We start from the raw sequence: 15,777 nt of genomic DNA, 5'->3' as shown, positions 1-15,777 counted from the left end.
CTTAAATTTGCAAGGTAGATAAGTTAATGGAAAGAACAATTCTGGAAGCTCAATCTCGCTCGAAACAGCTCGACGATCGCTCGTTATCCATTCAAGGAGTAGATGTTTTGACCCCAAACGGATGGCTCAAGGATGCCACGGTTCTGGTGGAAGATGGCAAATTTGCTAGTATCGATTCCTGTTCTAGTCCAAATGGCAGCCACCAAATTAATACCAAGGGATTGCAAATGCTCCCAGGTATCGTCGATATCCACGGCGATGCCTTTGAACGGGCGATCGCCCCGCGTCCTGGCGTAAACTTCCCGATTTCTCTAGCGATCGCGGAAAATGACCGCCAGCTTATCGCCGCAGGAATCACTACCTTTTTCTATTCCATTACCGACTCCTACGAACCGGGTTTGCGCAGTCGAGAAATGGCTCGCAATTTACTTGATTTTATTTTGGATACGGGCAAATCCACCTTACGTTGTAATAGCTACATTCATATCCGTCACGAACTGGCAAATACCGATTGCTATGACGAACTGTGTGATTGGTTGAAATCGGGGAGAGTTCACATGCTATCTCTCAACGATCACCTGCCACCTCCCGGCAATCCCCAGAAATTGCTGCGCCATCTTAAAGGTTTGAGGAGACGCTTGTCACTAACGGATGAGGAAATAGACGAGCTTTTCGCTCGCATCGAGTTGCAGAGAGAGCCTGGGCACCAGCAGGTTAAGGAACTAGTGGAACTCGCTCATAGCTTGAGAATTCCCGTCGCGTCCCACGATGATGATAGCGAAGAAAAAGTAGCTTTGAGTCAAAGCCGAGGTGTGGCGATCGCAGAGTTTCCGTCCACAGTCGAATTGGCTGCTAATTCCCGCGCCTACGGTGCTGCGGTGTTGATGGGAGCGCCTAATCTCGTGCGCGGCGGCTCTCATCTGGGTTGGATGAATGCCGCCGATGCCTTGCGAGCTGGTGTCCTGGATATCCTTTGTTCGGATTACCATTACCCATCCCTGTTCCACGCACCATTCAAGTTGCAGGAACTGGGTTTGATGCCCTTCGAGCAAGCTTGGGAATTGGTTTCCGGTCGTCCTGCTGTAGCTAGTGGCTTGGGCGATCGCAAAGGAAAAATCGCACCTACATACGATGCCGATTTCTTGTTAGTGCAGCCAGGTAACGCTATGCCGAGCGCGATCGCGGCAGTGTACGTTGCTGGTCGCCCAATCGTTCAGTACGCCTCTCTATGTTGACGCTAAGGAGAATTCCAATATGAAACCCACCTTGCAAACGATACTCGATCTATTTGCGCAGCGAGGTTCGCAAATGTATGGATTAGAAGCCGTCAGCCAACTCGAACACGCCTTGCAATGCGCTACGCTCGCCGAAGCAGAGGGACAAAACCCCGAAGCGATCGCCGCTTGCTTGCTTCACGATTTAGGGCACCTCATCCATGAATTCGGAGACGATGCTGCCAAACGAGGCATAGACGATCGCCACGAACACCGAGCCTTGCCTTTGCTCCAGCAATTATTTGGTGCCGCAATAACAGAACCCATTCGGCTTCACGTAGATGCGAAACGCTATCTTTGCACCGCAGATCCTGACTATTGGTCCACGCTTTCGCGCGCTTCTCAAGTAAGTCTGGAGTTGCAAGGCGGTGCACTTTCTTCAGAAGAGGCTTCGCAATTCATCGATCGACCTTATGCTCGAGAAGCCGTTCGACTGCGATGGTTGGACGATCGGGCTAAAATAGTCGGGTTAGATACTCCTGACCTGGCACACTTCATACCAGTCCTACAGCGGTGCATTTAGAAACTATTTGTAAAGAAATATAGCCCTAGACAGATCGGTTATAGCGGTTTTCACTTGAGAACGGGTTTTATTGATGGGGTGAAGGGGTTCCACACGGCAGTGGCTCTAGCGGGGAACCCCCAAGACCGCCCTGCCTCCCCTTCTTGGGGGCAACGCCCCCAAACCCCCTGCTCTTTCCGATCTGAAAACCGCTATATTACAGGGAGGGGGTGTGGGGTCTGTTACCCGACATGCAGGCATGAACCCCCTGCACCCATCCTAAGCCTATTGGCTATAGCTACATAAAGATCTAGCGGTGTTCAAAGCAAATGGTTGCAATGGGAGCACCATTGCAGGCATACAAGTACCGACATGAAATTAAGGCAAATGCGATCGCTCGATCGATTAGTAAAGAAATATATTGAGGATTCTTAATAAAAACTTGCGCTGCTGGGGGGATCGTATTAGGTCGGGTTAAGGTAGTGGAGATCCCAAGAAACGACTCAACCCGCGCTTATGGCAAATGATAAACAAAGCTTTGGTTTAATTGGTCTCGCTGTCATGGGAGAAAATTTGGCGCTGAATATCGAGCGCAATGGCTTCCCCATCGCGGTCTACAACCGCAGCCGCGATAAGACCGACAAGTTTATGGCAACTCGTGCCGCTGGGAAACACGTAAAACCAGCATATAGTATTGCCGAGCTAGTGGAATCGCTGGAGCGTCCGCGCAAGGTCATGATTATGGTCAAGGCTGGTGCGCCTGTGGATGCTGTAATTGACGAACTGACGCCGCTCTTGGAACCTGGCGATATTATTATCGATGGTGGAAATTCCCATTTCCCCGATACCGATCGCCGCACGATCGAACTCGAAAAAGCCCAATTCCAGTTTATTGGTATGGGCGTAAGCGGCGGCGAAGAAGGAGCGCTTAATGGTCCAAGCCTTATGCCTGGCGGACAAAAAACCGCCTATGCAGAGATCGAAGCGATCGTGACCAAAATCGCCGCTCAAGTAGATGATGGGCCTTGCGTAACTTATATTGGCCCTGGCAGTGCCGGTCACTACGTCAAAATGGTGCACAACGGCATTGAATACGGCGATATGCAGTTAATCGCTGAAGCCTACGATCTGCTTAAAACAGGCGTAGGGATGGGGACAGAAGAACTGCACGAAACATTTAAGGCATGGAACCAGACAGAGTTAGAATCTTTCTTGATTGAAATTACGGCTGACATCTTTACCAAAATGGACGACCAAACCGGGGAGCCGTTGGTAGATAAAATCCTCGATGCTGCAGGGCAAAAGGGAACTGGGAAGTGGACGGTAGAAACTGCCTTTGACCTGGGCGTACCAATTCCCACCATGATTGCAGCGGTAACGGCTCGCGTGATGTCTTCCTATAAGCAAGAGCGCGTGGCAGCATCGAAGATCCTGACCAGTACGACAACTGGCAAATATGATGGCGATCGCGCCGAATTTATCAATGCCGTGCGGGATGCGCTCTACTGCTCGAAAATCTGTTCCTACGCACAGGGCATGGCGCTCCTAGGAAAGGCTTCCAAGGAATATAAGTATGGCCTGAACCTGGCTGAAGTAGCTCGGATTTGGAAGGGTGGCTGCATTATTCGCGCTGTCTTCCTCGACAAGATTAAGCAAGCCTTTAAACGCAACTCCGAACTTCCGAATCTGCTAGTAGACGCTGACTTCACCCAGACCATCCTCAGCAAAGAGAATGCCTGGCGGTTAGTGGTGCAATCGGCTGCCAAACTGGGGATTCCCGTTCCGGCATTTAGCGCTTCGCTGGACTATTTCGATAGCTATCGACGCGATCGCCTGCCGCAGAACCTCACCCAAGCTCAGCGCGATTACTTTGGTGCCCACACCTACGAGCGCATAGATCGAGAAGGCTCCTTCCATACCGAGTGGACAGATAAGTAACAAATAATCCGGTATACTGTCGCCACTTGCGATGGGCTATATCAATTTCCTTAATTCTCCTCAAGAATCGAGCAGTTTGGCAGCCATGCCAAGCTGCTTTTCTATCTCTTTCAAATATAGCCGCAGACAGATCTATTAGGACAGGGGGTGTGGGGGCTACGCCCCCACGCAGGGATTCCACCTCTGCACCCCGTCCTAAGCCTATTGGCTATAGCTATATTATGAAGCGATCGCAGCGTATCAAGTTCGCACAGGGTTTGGTGTAACTTGTTTTAACTTATTGTTTGCTTTAGCAGAAATTTTTGCTATTTTGATGCTGCCTAGTATATGGTCTGGCAAATGGGCATAGCAAATGAAAATTAAGGTTCTAGAATCAAGCCTGCAAAAGCTAGTATTGCAGGTTAAGCCTATTGGAATTGCTTATTGGTTAGCTGGAATAACTTTTATCGGCAGTGGAATTCTGGTCGCCGCCATCTTTGGGCGCTCCATGTCGCTTACATGCACCAAAAACGATGCAGGAGTGGGAAAATGCCAATTTCAGCAACACCTTATATTTGGCTCTTCGTCTAAGGAATGGGCTTTATCCGATCTCAAAGGAGCCAAACTCGACGACAGTAGCACTGACGAATTTTTTGGCAACCCCTTAGTTTTAGAAACTCAAACTGGGCAATTTCGCTTAACGCTAATCATGGCGGATGCTGAAAAAAAGCGCTCTTTAGCGGCGCAGATCGATCGATTTTTGGAGAGTAACGCCACCAATAAACTAAACATAGAGGAAAACATTCAAGCCATCAGCTATAGCTTAGGAGCGCTTTTGTGCGTTGCTGGTATTTTTAATATCGTGCTGATCCTGCTGAACGGCAGGATAGTCCTTACCTTAAATCGGGCCGGGAATCGCATTTCAGTCGTAAATCATCGATTATTTGGCGATCGCATTTGGTCGGCACCGCTATCAGACCTCCTGAGGCTGGAGTCCCATGGAGTTGGAGTAGCCGAAATGTCAGATCCAACCAGTTATAAGGTAAACCTGGTGATGCGATCTGGCGAGCATATATCCTTAGGTCTCTTGCCTCTATTCTCAAAAGCAAAAGCCAGCGAGCTAAGCAATTACGTTTACGATTTCCTGAACAAAGATAGTCATCCCCAGAATTAGAATGAGCCAAAACTATTGGCAATTGCTAAAAATCATAAAGCTATATGTAAAAACTTATAGGTTTATTTAGTTTTATCTATAGCTCATTAATAGGCTTGTACATTTATAATAGTTTTTAAAGCTTTGCAAAAATGAAGCAAGGGTCATTAGCAACTAAATTATGACTTTTGTTTGCTGTTAGTAAAAGTAAGTTAATAATTCATAGGGATTCAGGTATGAGCACTAGCACTGTTGATAAAGGCGATAACGGCAAAAACCGTCGCCCTGGTACTACGAGTACTAAAAGTGAAGAAAAAACAGTTGATGTAGCTAGTGTAGCTACCACTGATACCAGCGGTTCTGCTACCGAGCTTGTGGCCGTAGCTGAAGCGCCTGCAGAGCAGAAAGGTGCAATCCAACTCCTGCAACCCAGTATTCCACTGCCTAACAATCGTCCCATTGGCACCACGGGTTTACAGGTTACCGATATCATTCATATTGCTGGTAGCGATCGCCCGATTACGGCTGGCAAGCAAAAAGTCAGCGAAATGTTTCACTCGGCGGGCGAGCGCCCCGTCATGGCAGCTACGCTCAAGGTCAGCGAAGTTTTTAACATTGCAGGCGAGCGCCCCGTGATGGCAGGTACGTTGAAGATTGGCGAAATTTACTCTTCTATGGGCACGCGCCCAGTTGCCTCTAATGAAATTGACGATCCTGTTTCACTCATGGGCTTTTTGGATTAAGTCGTTGTAATTTCTTGTAATTTCAGGGTTATCGTTCAAAAAAATATAAAAGCTGGGCACTTTACATGCCCAGCTTTTACTTTTATTAAAAATTCTGGTCTACCTCGACCTTACTATAGCTGGGATTACTTGTTTGCCTGAGAGGGAGCGAAAATACAAAGTACCAGTAGTTACAAGGAAGATCGCATAAGCTATTAGCTGAACTGAGTGCAGCTTATCGGAATAGCCAAACAACGTCGCAAAAATTATGCCAGGGACTTTATCTTGTGGAAGAAACCCTGACGTATCTAAGATCTGCGGTCCCAGGGTAAACCAACCAAAGACCTTTTGGGGTGGATCGAGAAACTGATATGCTCCAGTAATAGGGTCTTTCACTTTATCAATCGTATTTGCTAGATCGAAGGCAGCAAGTGAGGTTATTACCAGTCCTGATACGATCAGGAGCAGAATAACGCCCAAGACTTGAAAAAATAGACGAATATTGAGCTTCAATCCAAATTTAAATACTCCTAGACCCACGGCTGCCGCTCCAATAATTCCCAAGGCGCAGCCTATAGCTGGGGCATACTGAGACAAACCGAACTGGCTTAGATCTGGGTTAAAGGCTCCGGCAATAAATAAAACTGCCTCAGCTCCTTCTCTCAGAACCGCGACAAAAATTAGCGTAAGTAGTGCCCAACCCGCTTTATTTGAAGAGCGATCGCTAAGAGCATGTTCGACGTTGGACTGAACTTGCTGCCTTAAAGTTTTTGCCTGTTGGGTCATCCAGATCAACATCCAACTCAACATGAAGATCGCAGCTAAGGAGAAGATGCCCTTGGTTAAGTAATAAACGGTGCCGCTGAAACCACCGATTAGTTTTTGAGCGATCGCTCCCATCACGCTACTGGCAAACAGTCCAGCAGCTACACCCAGCCATACCCACTTACTTAAGAAAGACTGCTTCGCCTTACTCAAATAAGCCAGAACTATACCAACTATCAAAGTAGCTTCTGTTCCCTCTCTCAGTACGATCAAGAAGGTTGGAAGTGCAGCACTAAAATCCATCTTTACTCCTACTTACTTCTCTTCAGTTGTAACTAGATTCTTAATCAGGTCAAACTCCTCTTGGGAAATTACTTTTTTCTTGACCATATCTTCAGGGTTGCTGTAGGGTCTGCCACCTTGGATACGTTCTGACAGAGATGGCTTTGTGCCGGGAAGTTCCAACTTATCCAATTCCGCGATCGGAGCTTTGTTGATATTAATCCTGGCTGACTTCTCCGACTTAGAGGGAGTTGCAGCAGGTTTCTCAGTCTGTTTAGAACTAGCTTCAGTTTTGGCTGGTGTGGGAGCAGTGGCTGTTGGGGTTGTCGTACTGTCCGCGCACCCACCTAAGATTGTTAAACAAGCTAAAAGTCCTGGCACTGAAAGTTGGAGAAAAGAAAATTGCGATTGTTTTACCACGCGATCGTCCTAAAAATAAACAATTGACAAACTACTTCAGTTATTCTTAGAGCTAACCTCAAACTAGAGAGGCTTAATGCTAAGCGAGACATAAACTTTTGCAGTCTAAGGACAACCACTAAGTAATAATTATTGTCATTATAGGGGAGGATACGTCACTTTATTTTAAATATTTTGTAATAAGTTCTGCTTGCCTTGAGGGGGCTTTGGCACAAGATTTATCGTAACCCGACGCGATCGCAACTTTAGGAGCAGTTCCCGCCCTGGGAGAGGAATTTAGGGTGAGGGTAATGGGGGAAAGTTGCACATCGCGTATTATTAATATCTAATTACCGATCTAAGGGCTAGCGCTACTAATTGCTAACAGACGGGACTAAATCGAGAAAGTTATAATCTAATTGCAATCCAGGCATTCTAAAATCTTAAAGCTGTATATTTAACTGTCCCGATACCGACTCCTATGCGTACCCATTACTGTGGCCTTCTCCACGCCGAACATATTGGTAAATCCGTTAGCCTCTGTGGTTGGGTAAATCGCAAGCGAGATCAAGGTGGCGTGATTTTTCTAGATCTGCGCGATCGCACCGGCATCATCCAGGTTGTCAGCGATATCGGTCGTACGCCTGCTTCCTACGAAACTGCCAATGACATGCGCAGTGAATATGTCATACGGGTGACCGGGAAGGTCACGCAGCGTCCCGCCGATTCGATCAATCCTAAAATTGCCACTGGCGAAATTGAGGTATACGCCGAGTCGATCGAGCTGCTCAATCCCGTGCAGAAAACCCTGCCCTTCGTCCTGTCCGATACAGAGAGCGTGCGGGAAGAAATACGGCTCAAGTACCGATACCTGGACATGCGCAGCGAAAAGCTGGCAAACAATTTGCAGTTACGGGCGCGGGTCGTGAAAACCATCCGCCGCTACCTGGAGGATCGGTGCGGCTTTATGGAGATCGAAACCCCCATGCTCTGCCGCGCTACGCCGGAAGGGGCGCGCGACTACCTCGTGCCCAGTCGTACCAACCCCGGCCAGTGGTACGCGCTGCCCCAGTCGCCACAGCTATTCAAACAGTTGCTGATGGTGGGCGGTTGCGATCGCTACTATCAGATTGCCCGCTGCTTCCGCGATGAGGATCTGAGAGCCGATCGCCAGCCGGAATTTACGCAGCTAGACATGGAGATGAGTTTCATGTCTCAAGAAGAGATTCTGGCTCTCAATGAAGAACTGGTCAAGCATATCTTCCGCGAGATTAAGGGGATCGAACTGCCGCCATTTCCGCGCATGACCTACGCGGAGGCAATGGATCGCTACGGTTGCGATCGCCCCGATACCCGCTTTGGGCTGGAACTGGTCGATGTCTCCGATCTATTTGCCAATTCTGGATTTAAGGTATTTTCCGGCGCGATCGCCAGTGGCGGCATTGTCAAAGTCCTGCCAATTCCCGGCGGCGACAGCACCATTTCCAATACCCGTATTAAGCCCGGCGGCGACCTGGCAAATCTGGCAGCGCAGTACGGTGCTAAGGGTCTTGCCTATATCCGCGTGCGCGACGGCGGCGAGATTGAAACCATCGGCGCGATTAAGGATAATCTCACTGCCGCACAAAAAACTGAACTATTCCAACGCACGGGAGCAGAACCAGGTACTTTGCTGCTATTCGGGGCTGGCAATAAAGGTATCGTCAATGAATCGCTCAATCGCCTGCGCTTAGCTCTAGGTCAGGAGTTGAACCTCATCGATCCCGACAAAATTAATATCCTTTGGATTACTGACTTCCCCATGTTTGAATGGAATGCCGATGAGAAACGCTTAGAAGCGATTCACCATCCCTTCACAGCACCCAATCCTGAAGACTTAGCTGGCAAATCGCTCTCAATTGAGACCAGGGCGATCGCCTACGATATCGTCTACAACGGTCTCGAAATCGGTGGCGGCTCCCTCCGCATTTATCAACGCGACGTGCAGGAACAGGTATTCGCTGCGATCGGCTTATCGCCAGAAGAAGCAAAGGAGAAATTTGGCTTTTTACTAGAAGCGTTTGAATACGGCACGCCACCGCATGGCGGCATTGCCTACGGACTAGATCGACTGGTAATGCTTCTCGCTGGAGCGGATTCCATTCGCGAGGTCATCGCATTTCCCAAAACCCAGCAGGCAAGGGATTTACTCACCGATGCTCCCGCCCCGGTTGATGAGTCCCAATTGAAGGAACTGCACGTAAAAGTGATATCCACTGAGAAAGAGAAAGGCAAGTAGGCAAAATGTCGAAAACGCAATCTCAGGTAAACCAGGTACTATAGAAGCATCAAGATTGCCTTTTTACCCATGTCCCGCTGGTTTAACACTGCTGGCCCCTGTAAGCCTGATATCCATTACATGCTGGCTCCGCTCGATCGCCTGCCACAGGTGCAGGATCTGATTGACCAGCAGAGCTACTTCGTCATCCACGCACCTCGTCAAACTGGAAAAACCACTGCCATAACTACTCTGGCGCAACAGCTAACGGCACGAGGACGGTATGCGGCTGTGATGGTAACAGTTGAAGGTGGGGCACCTTTTGGCGATGACATTGGCGCAGCCGAACGGGCGATTTTGCGTTCGTGGTATGAAAATGCGGAGGACTCTCTCCCCATTGAGCTAGCCCCACCTCAATGGGAGCCTGTAGAACCAGGTCAGGGTATTAGATCGGCATTGCGATCCTGGTCAAACAAATGTCCTCGCCCTTTAATAGTTTTTATTGACGAAATCGATGCTCTGCAAGGACAAACGCTATTATCGGTGCTAAGACAACTGCGCGATGGTTATGGGAAAAGACCCGATCGCTTTCCTCAAAGCGTAGCACTGGTCGGTCTGCGTGATGTGCGGGACTACAAAATCGCCACCAGTGAGAGCGATCGCCTGAATACTTCAAGTCCCTTCAATATAAAAGTAGAATCGCTCACCTTGCGGAATTTTACTGAGGTAGAAGTAGCGCAACTCTATCAGCAGCATACCTCTGATACGGGACAGTCATTTACATCAGAAGCGATTGCCCGTGCCTATGAACTGACACAAGGGCAACCTTGGTTAGTCAATGCGATCGCTCGTCAAGCCGTGCAAACTATAGTGCCAGATCCCACGATACCCGTTACATTAGAAGTAATCGATCGAGCCAAAGAGATTCTCATTCAAAGACAAGACACGCACCTGGATAGTCTGGCAGAACGACTGCGAGAACCTAGGGTAAAGTCGATCGTGGAACCTATTCTTGCAGGTCAACTTTTAGGCGATACACCCGATGATGACCGCCGCTATTTAATCGATTTAGGATTGATCCAGCGAGATGGATTTGGGGGGTTGGTAATTGCAAATCCAATTTATCGAGAAGTCATTCCCCGTGCCTTAGCCCAAAGCTCGCAGGATAGCCTGCCAACGATTAGCCCAACCTGGTTGCAACCAGACGGCGAACTAAATCCTGGAGCCTTACTTCAATCCTTTCTTCGTTTTTGGCGACAACATGGCGAACCTATGCTCAATAGCGCAGCTTACCACGAGATTGCCCCCCATTTGGTGTTAATGGCATTTCTCCATCGAGTTGTGAATGGTGGTGGCACCTTAGAACGCGAATATGCGATTGGCTCCGACCGCATGGATCTATGTTTGCGTTATGGGGACGTGACATTGGGACTTGAACTGAAAGTATGGCGCGATCGCCGTCCCGATCCTCTAGCAGCAGGTCTGGAGCAATTGGATAGTTATTTGGGAAGATTGGGGCTAACATCGGGGTGGTTGGTAATTTTCGATCGCCGATCTCACCTCCCACCGATTGAGGAGCGCACCACTACAGAAACAGCGGAAACATCTCATGGTCGGGAGATTACTGTAATTCGGGGATGAATGGTTTTAGGACAAAGTTCAGAGATAGCACTATCCCTATGGAAATATTTTAGCTAGCACTTCTTGAGGCGCGATCGCGCTAAGGGGGTTACCTGCTGGAGCTTTAACCGACATAAAACGTTTGTCTTGGGGTAGCAAGCGTTCCGGCTCTGTAGTACTGAACAAGGCAACGAGATTAGTTCCTACTGCTACTGCGAGGTGCATGGGCGTACTATCCGTACAGAGCAGTAAATTGGCGGCGGCAATCGTCGCAGCGAGCTTACCGATATCCGGTGGAGAGATCGCCAGGGCTTGAGGTAGTTTCGCGGCAATCTGTGTTGTTACGTCGCGATTGCCCGGTTCCTGGAGCAGAAGGATGGGAATACCGGGCAGCTTGGTTTGGATGGCTTGCGCGATCGCCACCCAGTTATCTACCGGATAAATATCTGTTCCTCTTGACTTAGCGAATGCACTTACGCCGGGATGGAGCAGAATATAGCCACTGCCTTGAATCCCCAGGTTCTGTTGCTCTTTAGCGGCCCAGTCAAGATCGCTCTTGGGAACCTTGATCTGAATGGGAGGGCAGTCAGTATTGATGTCTAATCCCTTCAAAAGGTCGTGGTAAGTAACGGCTACATACTGCCTTTCATTAAGCGATACGGGCTGCGAGAGAAACATGTTCCCCGCACTAGCATACGATATTCTCTTGGGAATACCTGTCAACCATAGAAAGAAATCTACAGAAAAACCCTTGCCGAGGGAAATGACCGCATCGTACTCGCGATCGCGAATATTACCTAGCAGATTGCCCCAATCGGCCAAGCTATTCATGTCTTTAAAGTCAAATTGCCAGATCTTATTGACTGACGTGCAAACTCTGTAGGCACCAGCAGAACGAGGCTCAACGATAACATCTATACTTGCCTGTGGATATTGCTGTTTAAGGCTATCGAGGGTGGGGAAAAACAAAATCTGATCGCCTATCCCGCCTGGAACCAATGCCAGTACACGCATCATAAATGTTAGTTCTCCTTTTGGACTTAAGCAATAATACCTTCTATTGTGAATTGTCTACTAGATAATATTGGGTATTTGTAACTACACGACATTACTTTTTGGGTGCTGCGAATATTGATTATGATGAAAGCAGGTAATTTTAAACAGCCTTACATAATATAGCCTTGCAACAGTTTCTGTTCGATCCGATCCCCGAAGCCCTGCACGATCTACAGTCAGGGCGCACGATTGTCGTAGTCGATGATGAAAATCGTGAAAATGAAGGCGATCTGGTGGGTGCTGCCCAGTTTGCCACGCCAGAAATGATTAATTTCATGGCTACCCATGCTAGAGGTTTAATTTGTTTAGCCATGACAGGCGATCGCCTCGACGAGCTAGATCTGCCCCTCATGGTAAATCGAAACACTGATAGCCACCAAACTGCTTTTACAGTTAGCATCGATGCCAAAGTGGGGACATCTACTGGTATTTCTGCCGACGATCGCTCGCGCACGATCCAGGTAGCAATCCACGCCAGTACCAAGCCCGACGATCTGCGCCGCCCCGGTCATATTTTTCCGCTGCGGAGTCGCGATGGTGGCGTGCTCAAGCGGGCGGGGCACACGGAAGCTGCTGTAGACTTGGCACGCCTGGCAGGGTTATATCCAGCGGGCGTAATCTGCGAAATTCAAAATGATAACGGCTCGATGGCACGCCTACCGGAGTTGATCGAATATGCCAAGAAGCACAACCTTAAGCTGATCAGTATTGCCGATCTGATTAGCTATCGCTTGGAACACGAACGGTTTGTACACCGCGAGACAGTTGCCAAGCTACCCTCGCAGTTTGGGGACTTCGACATTTATGCTTACCGCAACAGTTTGGACAACACCGAACACGTTGCCATTGTCAAGGGCGATCCCAGTCAGTTCCCCAATCGAGAAGTAATCGTGCGCGTGCATTCAGAGTGCCTGACGGGTGATGCCTTGGGTTCCCTGCGCTGCGACTGTCGGGGGCAGTTGCAAAGCGCGCTCAAAATGATCGAATATGCGGGCGCGGGCGTAGTAGTTTATCTGCGTCAGGAAGGTCGAGGCATTGGCCTGATTAACAAACTCAAAGCCTATTCGCTCCAGGATTTGGGCTTAGATACGGTGGAAGCCAACGAACGCTTGGGCTTTGCGCCGGATCTGCGCACCTATGGCGTGGGCGGGCAGATTTTATACGATCTGGGCGTGCGACGGATGCGCCTGATTACGAATAACCCGCGTAAAATTGCCGGTCTTAAGGGGTTTGGGATTGAGGTGGTCGGTCGCCTGCCCCTCTTGATCGAAACTAATGAATATAATCTGCGCTACCTGGAAACTAAGGCCGAAAAACTAGGACACCTCTTACTGCAAACCAGACTAATTACCCTGTTTGTGCGCTGGTCTATGCCCCCAGGTACTGACTATGGCGATCGAGGTCAAGATAAACTGCGATCGCTCGCCCATGGAGCCGATCTACTCATGCAAGAAGAAGTATCGCTCGCCGCCGCTGCCCGATTTGGGGTCGCCTATCATGCTGGCTCTCCCTTAGCAACTTTGACCGCACCGCAGTGTACGATCGTGCATCTTGGACTCGATGTTGCCAATACAAATGTGGGTGATTGGTACGCGCACCTGGAACACCCCTATCGCCAGGCGATCGCCCAGGTACTGAACGCGCTAACTCAACTACCTGACGCGATCGAATTTAAGTTCTTCGTCGCCAGTCCCCAGTCTGTCTTGGCATCTTTGCGATCGTCAACCGATATGACTAATGCAGCTAATAATGGCAGCTACGAACAAAACTTCGATCCTCAGATCGAGTGGCAACCAGGTATTACCTACCAATACAAGCAAATTTATCCCCGTGCCTAGGAACAATTAGCTGACATGCGATCGCCCCTTTCTACCAAATCCGATACATCCCAGAAATTACCGCATCCCCTAGTACGACTGCTGAATTACGGTCATGCCTATAACCGTCAAATTGCCCTAGCTAGTAGTTGCTCCATTTTGAATAAACTATTCGATCTGGCTCCACCTGCATTAATTGGGACGGCAGTTGACACGGTCGTACAAAGACAGAATTCCCTCTTGGGCATCTGGGGCATTAAAGAGGTATGGTGGCAACTAATAGTAATCTCGCTTGCCAGTGCAGTTGTCTGGGGATTGGAATCGGCATTTCAGTATGCCTATGCCCGACTCTGGCGAAACCTGGCGCAAAATATTCAACACAATCTCCGCCTCGATGCCTACGGACACCTGCAACAATTGGAACTATCCTTTTTTGAGGAGCGCAATACAGGTAACTTGATGGCAATTCTGAGCGACGACATCAATCAACTGGAGAGATTCCTCGATGGCGGCGCGAATGAGGTACTGCAAGTAGCAACCACGGTAATTATTATTGGTGTGGCGTTCTTTATACTAGCGCCGGGTGTCGCCTGGATGGCGATGTTACCCATGCCATTTATTCTCTGGGGTTCGATCGCTTTCCAAAAACTTCTAGCCCCCCGTTATGCCGACGTGCGCGAAAAAGTCGGTCTACTGAACGCACAGCTATCCAATAATCTCAGTGGCATTACCACGATCAAAAGCTTCACCACAGAAGATTACGAGCAGAAACGCATTGCCGCCGAAAGCGAAAGATATCGCCAGAGCAACCGACGCGCGATCGCTCTAAGTGCCGCATTCGTGCCCCTAATTCGCATTATCGTCTTCGTGGGATTTATCGCTACGTTACTATTTGGCGGTTTGGAAGTGGAAGCTGGCAGACTTGCTGTTGGTGCCTATAGCGTCATGGTATTTCTAACGCAGCGGTTGCTCTGGCCGCTCACTCGCCTGGGCGAAACCCTCGACCAGTACCAGCGTGCCATGGCTTCCACCAACCGCGCCATGAATCTCCTGGATACACCGATTGAGATTCCCTCCAGACATCTATCATTTCCACTATCCGATCGCTATATCTCCGAGCGGAATTCCTACGCTCGCACATCCGAAGTTAACGGAAGCACCTCGAATGGATATAAACACAAATACAAAGTGCGCGGTGAAATCGAGTTCCACCATGTAAATTTCTCCTATAGAAAAGGTTTCCCAGTGGTTAGCGATCTGTCGCTGCACGTACCGGCTGGCAAAACGATCGCGGTAGTAGGCGCGACTGGATCTGGCAAAAGTACGCTGGTAAAGCTGATTATGCGCCTATATGAAGTGACTGAGGGCAAAATTACCTTAGATGGGATCGATATTCGAGACTTGCAATTACAAGAGTTGCGCTCCTGCATCGGCTGGGTCAGTCAGGATGTCTTTCTCTTTCACGGTTCGGTATTGGAAAATATTGCCTACGGCAGTTTTGATGCTACTGTTGACGAGATCGTACAGGCAGCTAAAGTAGCAGAAGCCCATGAATTTATCGAGCAATTACCCGAAGGCTACGATACGATTGTGGGAGAGCGCGGTCAAAAGCTATCCGGCGGTCAGCGGCAGCGCCTAGCGATCGCCCGTGCCGTCCTGCGCGATCCGGCTGTCCTGATTTTAGACGAAGCCACCTCCGCTGTAGATAACGAAACCGAAGCAGCCATCCAAAAATCTCTAGAACAAATCACGGCAAATCGCACCACGATCGCGATCGCCCACCGTCTCTCTACCGTCCGCGATGCCGATCGGATCTATGTCATGGATCGGGGGCGTATCGCCGAGCAGGGAAGGCATGAAGACTTACTAGATCGACAAGGAATCTACGCCAATCTATGGCGCGTACAAACGGGAATCAAGGCTTGATGTTGCGAGCAGTTCAAGTTACTGGCGGTTTAACCCATTATACGCTTGGCAAAGCGGGTAGTAGTTGTAAAATGAGTTGAAGCAACT

General features: G+C 49.2%; 12 protein-coding genes. 9 read left to right on the top strand and 3 right to left on the bottom strand.

Annotation, left to right across the window (positions count from 1 at the left end; translation table 11 throughout):
- Positions 1 to 26: 26 nt before the first annotated feature.
- The 5 genes from PSE6802_RS0123610 to PSE6802_RS0123590 all read left to right on the top strand — a co-directional run bounded on the left by PSE6802_RS0123610 (position 27) and on the right by PSE6802_RS0123590 (position 5,589).
- Positions 27 to 1,235: an alpha-D-ribose 1-methylphosphonate 5-triphosphate diphosphatase gene (locus PSE6802_RS0123610; RefSeq protein WP_019502505.1), complete on the top strand. Its 1,209-nt coding sequence runs from the start codon at positions 27 to 29 to the stop codon at positions 1,233 to 1,235.
- A 19-nt stretch (positions 1,236 to 1,254) separates the two neighbouring features.
- On the top strand, positions 1,255 to 1,797 hold the full coding sequence (locus PSE6802_RS0123605; RefSeq protein ID WP_019502504.1) for a phosphonate degradation HD-domain oxygenase: 543 nt from the start codon (positions 1,255 to 1,257) through the stop codon (positions 1,795 to 1,797).
- 495 nt (positions 1,798 to 2,292) lie between these two features.
- Entirely contained in the window at positions 2,293 to 3,714 is a 1,422-nt protein-coding gene (gene gndA, locus PSE6802_RS0123600; protein WP_019502503.1) for an NADP-dependent phosphogluconate dehydrogenase, read from the top strand.
- A gap of 352 nt (positions 3,715 to 4,066) precedes the next feature.
- Positions 4,067 to 4,867, top strand: coding sequence for a hypothetical protein (locus tag PSE6802_RS0123595; RefSeq protein WP_019502502.1), 801 nt, complete (start codon positions 4,067 to 4,069; stop codon positions 4,865 to 4,867).
- A 215-nt stretch (positions 4,868 to 5,082) separates the two neighbouring features.
- Positions 5,083 to 5,589, top strand: a complete 507-nt coding sequence (locus PSE6802_RS0123590; protein WP_019502501.1) for a hypothetical protein — start codon at positions 5,083 to 5,085, stop codon at positions 5,587 to 5,589.
- Positions 5,590 to 5,688: 99 nt separating this feature from the next.
- Here the strand turns inward: PSE6802_RS0123590 and PSE6802_RS0123585 are convergent, their stop codons facing one another.
- Both PSE6802_RS0123585 and PSE6802_RS0123580 read right to left on the bottom strand, forming a co-directional pair.
- Positions 5,689 to 6,636 carry an FTR1 family iron permease gene (locus tag PSE6802_RS0123585; protein ID WP_019502500.1) on the bottom strand — a complete coding sequence of 316 codons (948 nt, stop codon included), beginning with the start codon at positions 6,634 to 6,636 and terminating at the stop codon, positions 5,689 to 5,691.
- A gap of 12 nt (positions 6,637 to 6,648) precedes the next feature.
- Positions 6,649 to 7,035 (bottom strand): ComEA family DNA-binding protein, encoded by a 387-nt coding sequence (locus PSE6802_RS0123580; protein WP_019502499.1) that lies wholly within the window; start codon positions 7,033 to 7,035, stop codon positions 6,649 to 6,651.
- A 460-nt stretch (positions 7,036 to 7,495) separates the two neighbouring features.
- On the opposite strand from PSE6802_RS0123580, the gene aspS reads away from it, so the two are divergent.
- Positions 7,496 to 9,292, top strand: a complete 1,797-nt coding sequence (gene aspS, locus PSE6802_RS0123575; RefSeq protein WP_019502498.1) for an aspartate--tRNA ligase — start codon at positions 7,496 to 7,498, stop codon at positions 9,290 to 9,292.
- A gap of 69 nt (positions 9,293 to 9,361) precedes the next feature.
- On the top strand, positions 9,362 to 10,912 hold the full coding sequence (locus PSE6802_RS0123570) for an AAA family ATPase (RefSeq protein WP_019502497.1): 1,551 nt from the start codon (positions 9,362 to 9,364) through the stop codon (positions 10,910 to 10,912).
- A gap of 36 nt (positions 10,913 to 10,948) precedes the next feature.
- On the opposite strand, the gene PSE6802_RS0123565 is transcribed toward PSE6802_RS0123570, so the two are convergent.
- Positions 10,949 to 11,905, bottom strand: a complete 957-nt coding sequence (locus PSE6802_RS0123565) for a glycosyltransferase family 9 protein (protein ID WP_026103506.1) — start codon at positions 11,903 to 11,905, stop codon at positions 10,949 to 10,951.
- Between the two features lie 167 nt (positions 11,906 to 12,072).
- Between PSE6802_RS0123565 and ribBA the strand changes: the two genes are divergently transcribed.
- Together ribBA and PSE6802_RS0123555 are read left to right on the top strand one after the other, a co-directional pair.
- Positions 12,073 to 13,785, top strand: a complete 1,713-nt coding sequence (gene ribBA / locus PSE6802_RS0123560) for a bifunctional 3,4-dihydroxy-2-butanone-4-phosphate synthase/GTP cyclohydrolase II (RefSeq protein WP_019502495.1) — start codon at positions 12,073 to 12,075, stop codon at positions 13,783 to 13,785.
- 15 nt (positions 13,786 to 13,800) lie between these two features.
- Positions 13,801 to 15,690 (top strand): ABC transporter ATP-binding protein, encoded by a 1,890-nt coding sequence (locus PSE6802_RS0123555; protein ID WP_019502494.1) that lies wholly within the window; start codon positions 13,801 to 13,803, stop codon positions 15,688 to 15,690.
- Positions 15,691 to 15,777 lie beyond the last annotated feature (87 nt).

Origin of the sequence: Pseudanabaena sp. PCC 6802 (assembly GCF_000332175.1) — a bacterium.
Lineage (GTDB): Bacteria > Cyanobacteriota > Cyanobacteriia > Pseudanabaenales > Pseudanabaenaceae > PCC-6802.
This window is presented reverse-complemented; position numbering and strand designations above follow the sequence as displayed.

Excerpts from the sequence above, each read along its gene's own strand:
- aspS (WP_019502498.1), top strand. The coding sequence starts at position 7,496 with ATGCGTACCCATTACTGTGGCCTTCTCCACGCCGAACATATTGGTAAA.
- PSE6802_RS0123605 (WP_019502504.1), top strand. The coding sequence starts at position 1,255 with ATGAAACCCACCTTGCAAACGATACTCGATCTATTTGCGCAGCGAGGT.
- PSE6802_RS0123565 (WP_026103506.1), bottom strand. The coding sequence starts at position 11,905 with ATGCGTGTACTGGCATTGGTTCCAGGCGGGATAGGCGATCAGATTTTG.
- PSE6802_RS0123610 (WP_019502505.1), top strand. The coding sequence starts at position 27 with ATGGAAAGAACAATTCTGGAAGCTCAATCTCGCTCGAAACAGCTCGAC.
- gndA (WP_019502503.1), top strand. The coding sequence starts at position 2,293 with ATGGCAAATGATAAACAAAGCTTTGGTTTAATTGGTCTCGCTGTCATG.
- PSE6802_RS0123590 (WP_019502501.1), top strand. The coding sequence starts at position 5,083 with ATGAGCACTAGCACTGTTGATAAAGGCGATAACGGCAAAAACCGTCGC.
- PSE6802_RS0123585 (WP_019502500.1), bottom strand. The coding sequence starts at position 6,636 with ATGGATTTTAGTGCTGCACTTCCAACCTTCTTGATCGTACTGAGAGAG.
- PSE6802_RS0123570 (WP_019502497.1), top strand. The coding sequence starts at position 9,362 with ATGTCCCGCTGGTTTAACACTGCTGGCCCCTGTAAGCCTGATATCCAT.
- PSE6802_RS0123555 (WP_019502494.1), top strand. The coding sequence starts at position 13,801 with ATGCGATCGCCCCTTTCTACCAAATCCGATACATCCCAGAAATTACCG.
- PSE6802_RS0123595 (WP_019502502.1), top strand. The coding sequence starts at position 4,067 with ATGAAAATTAAGGTTCTAGAATCAAGCCTGCAAAAGCTAGTATTGCAG.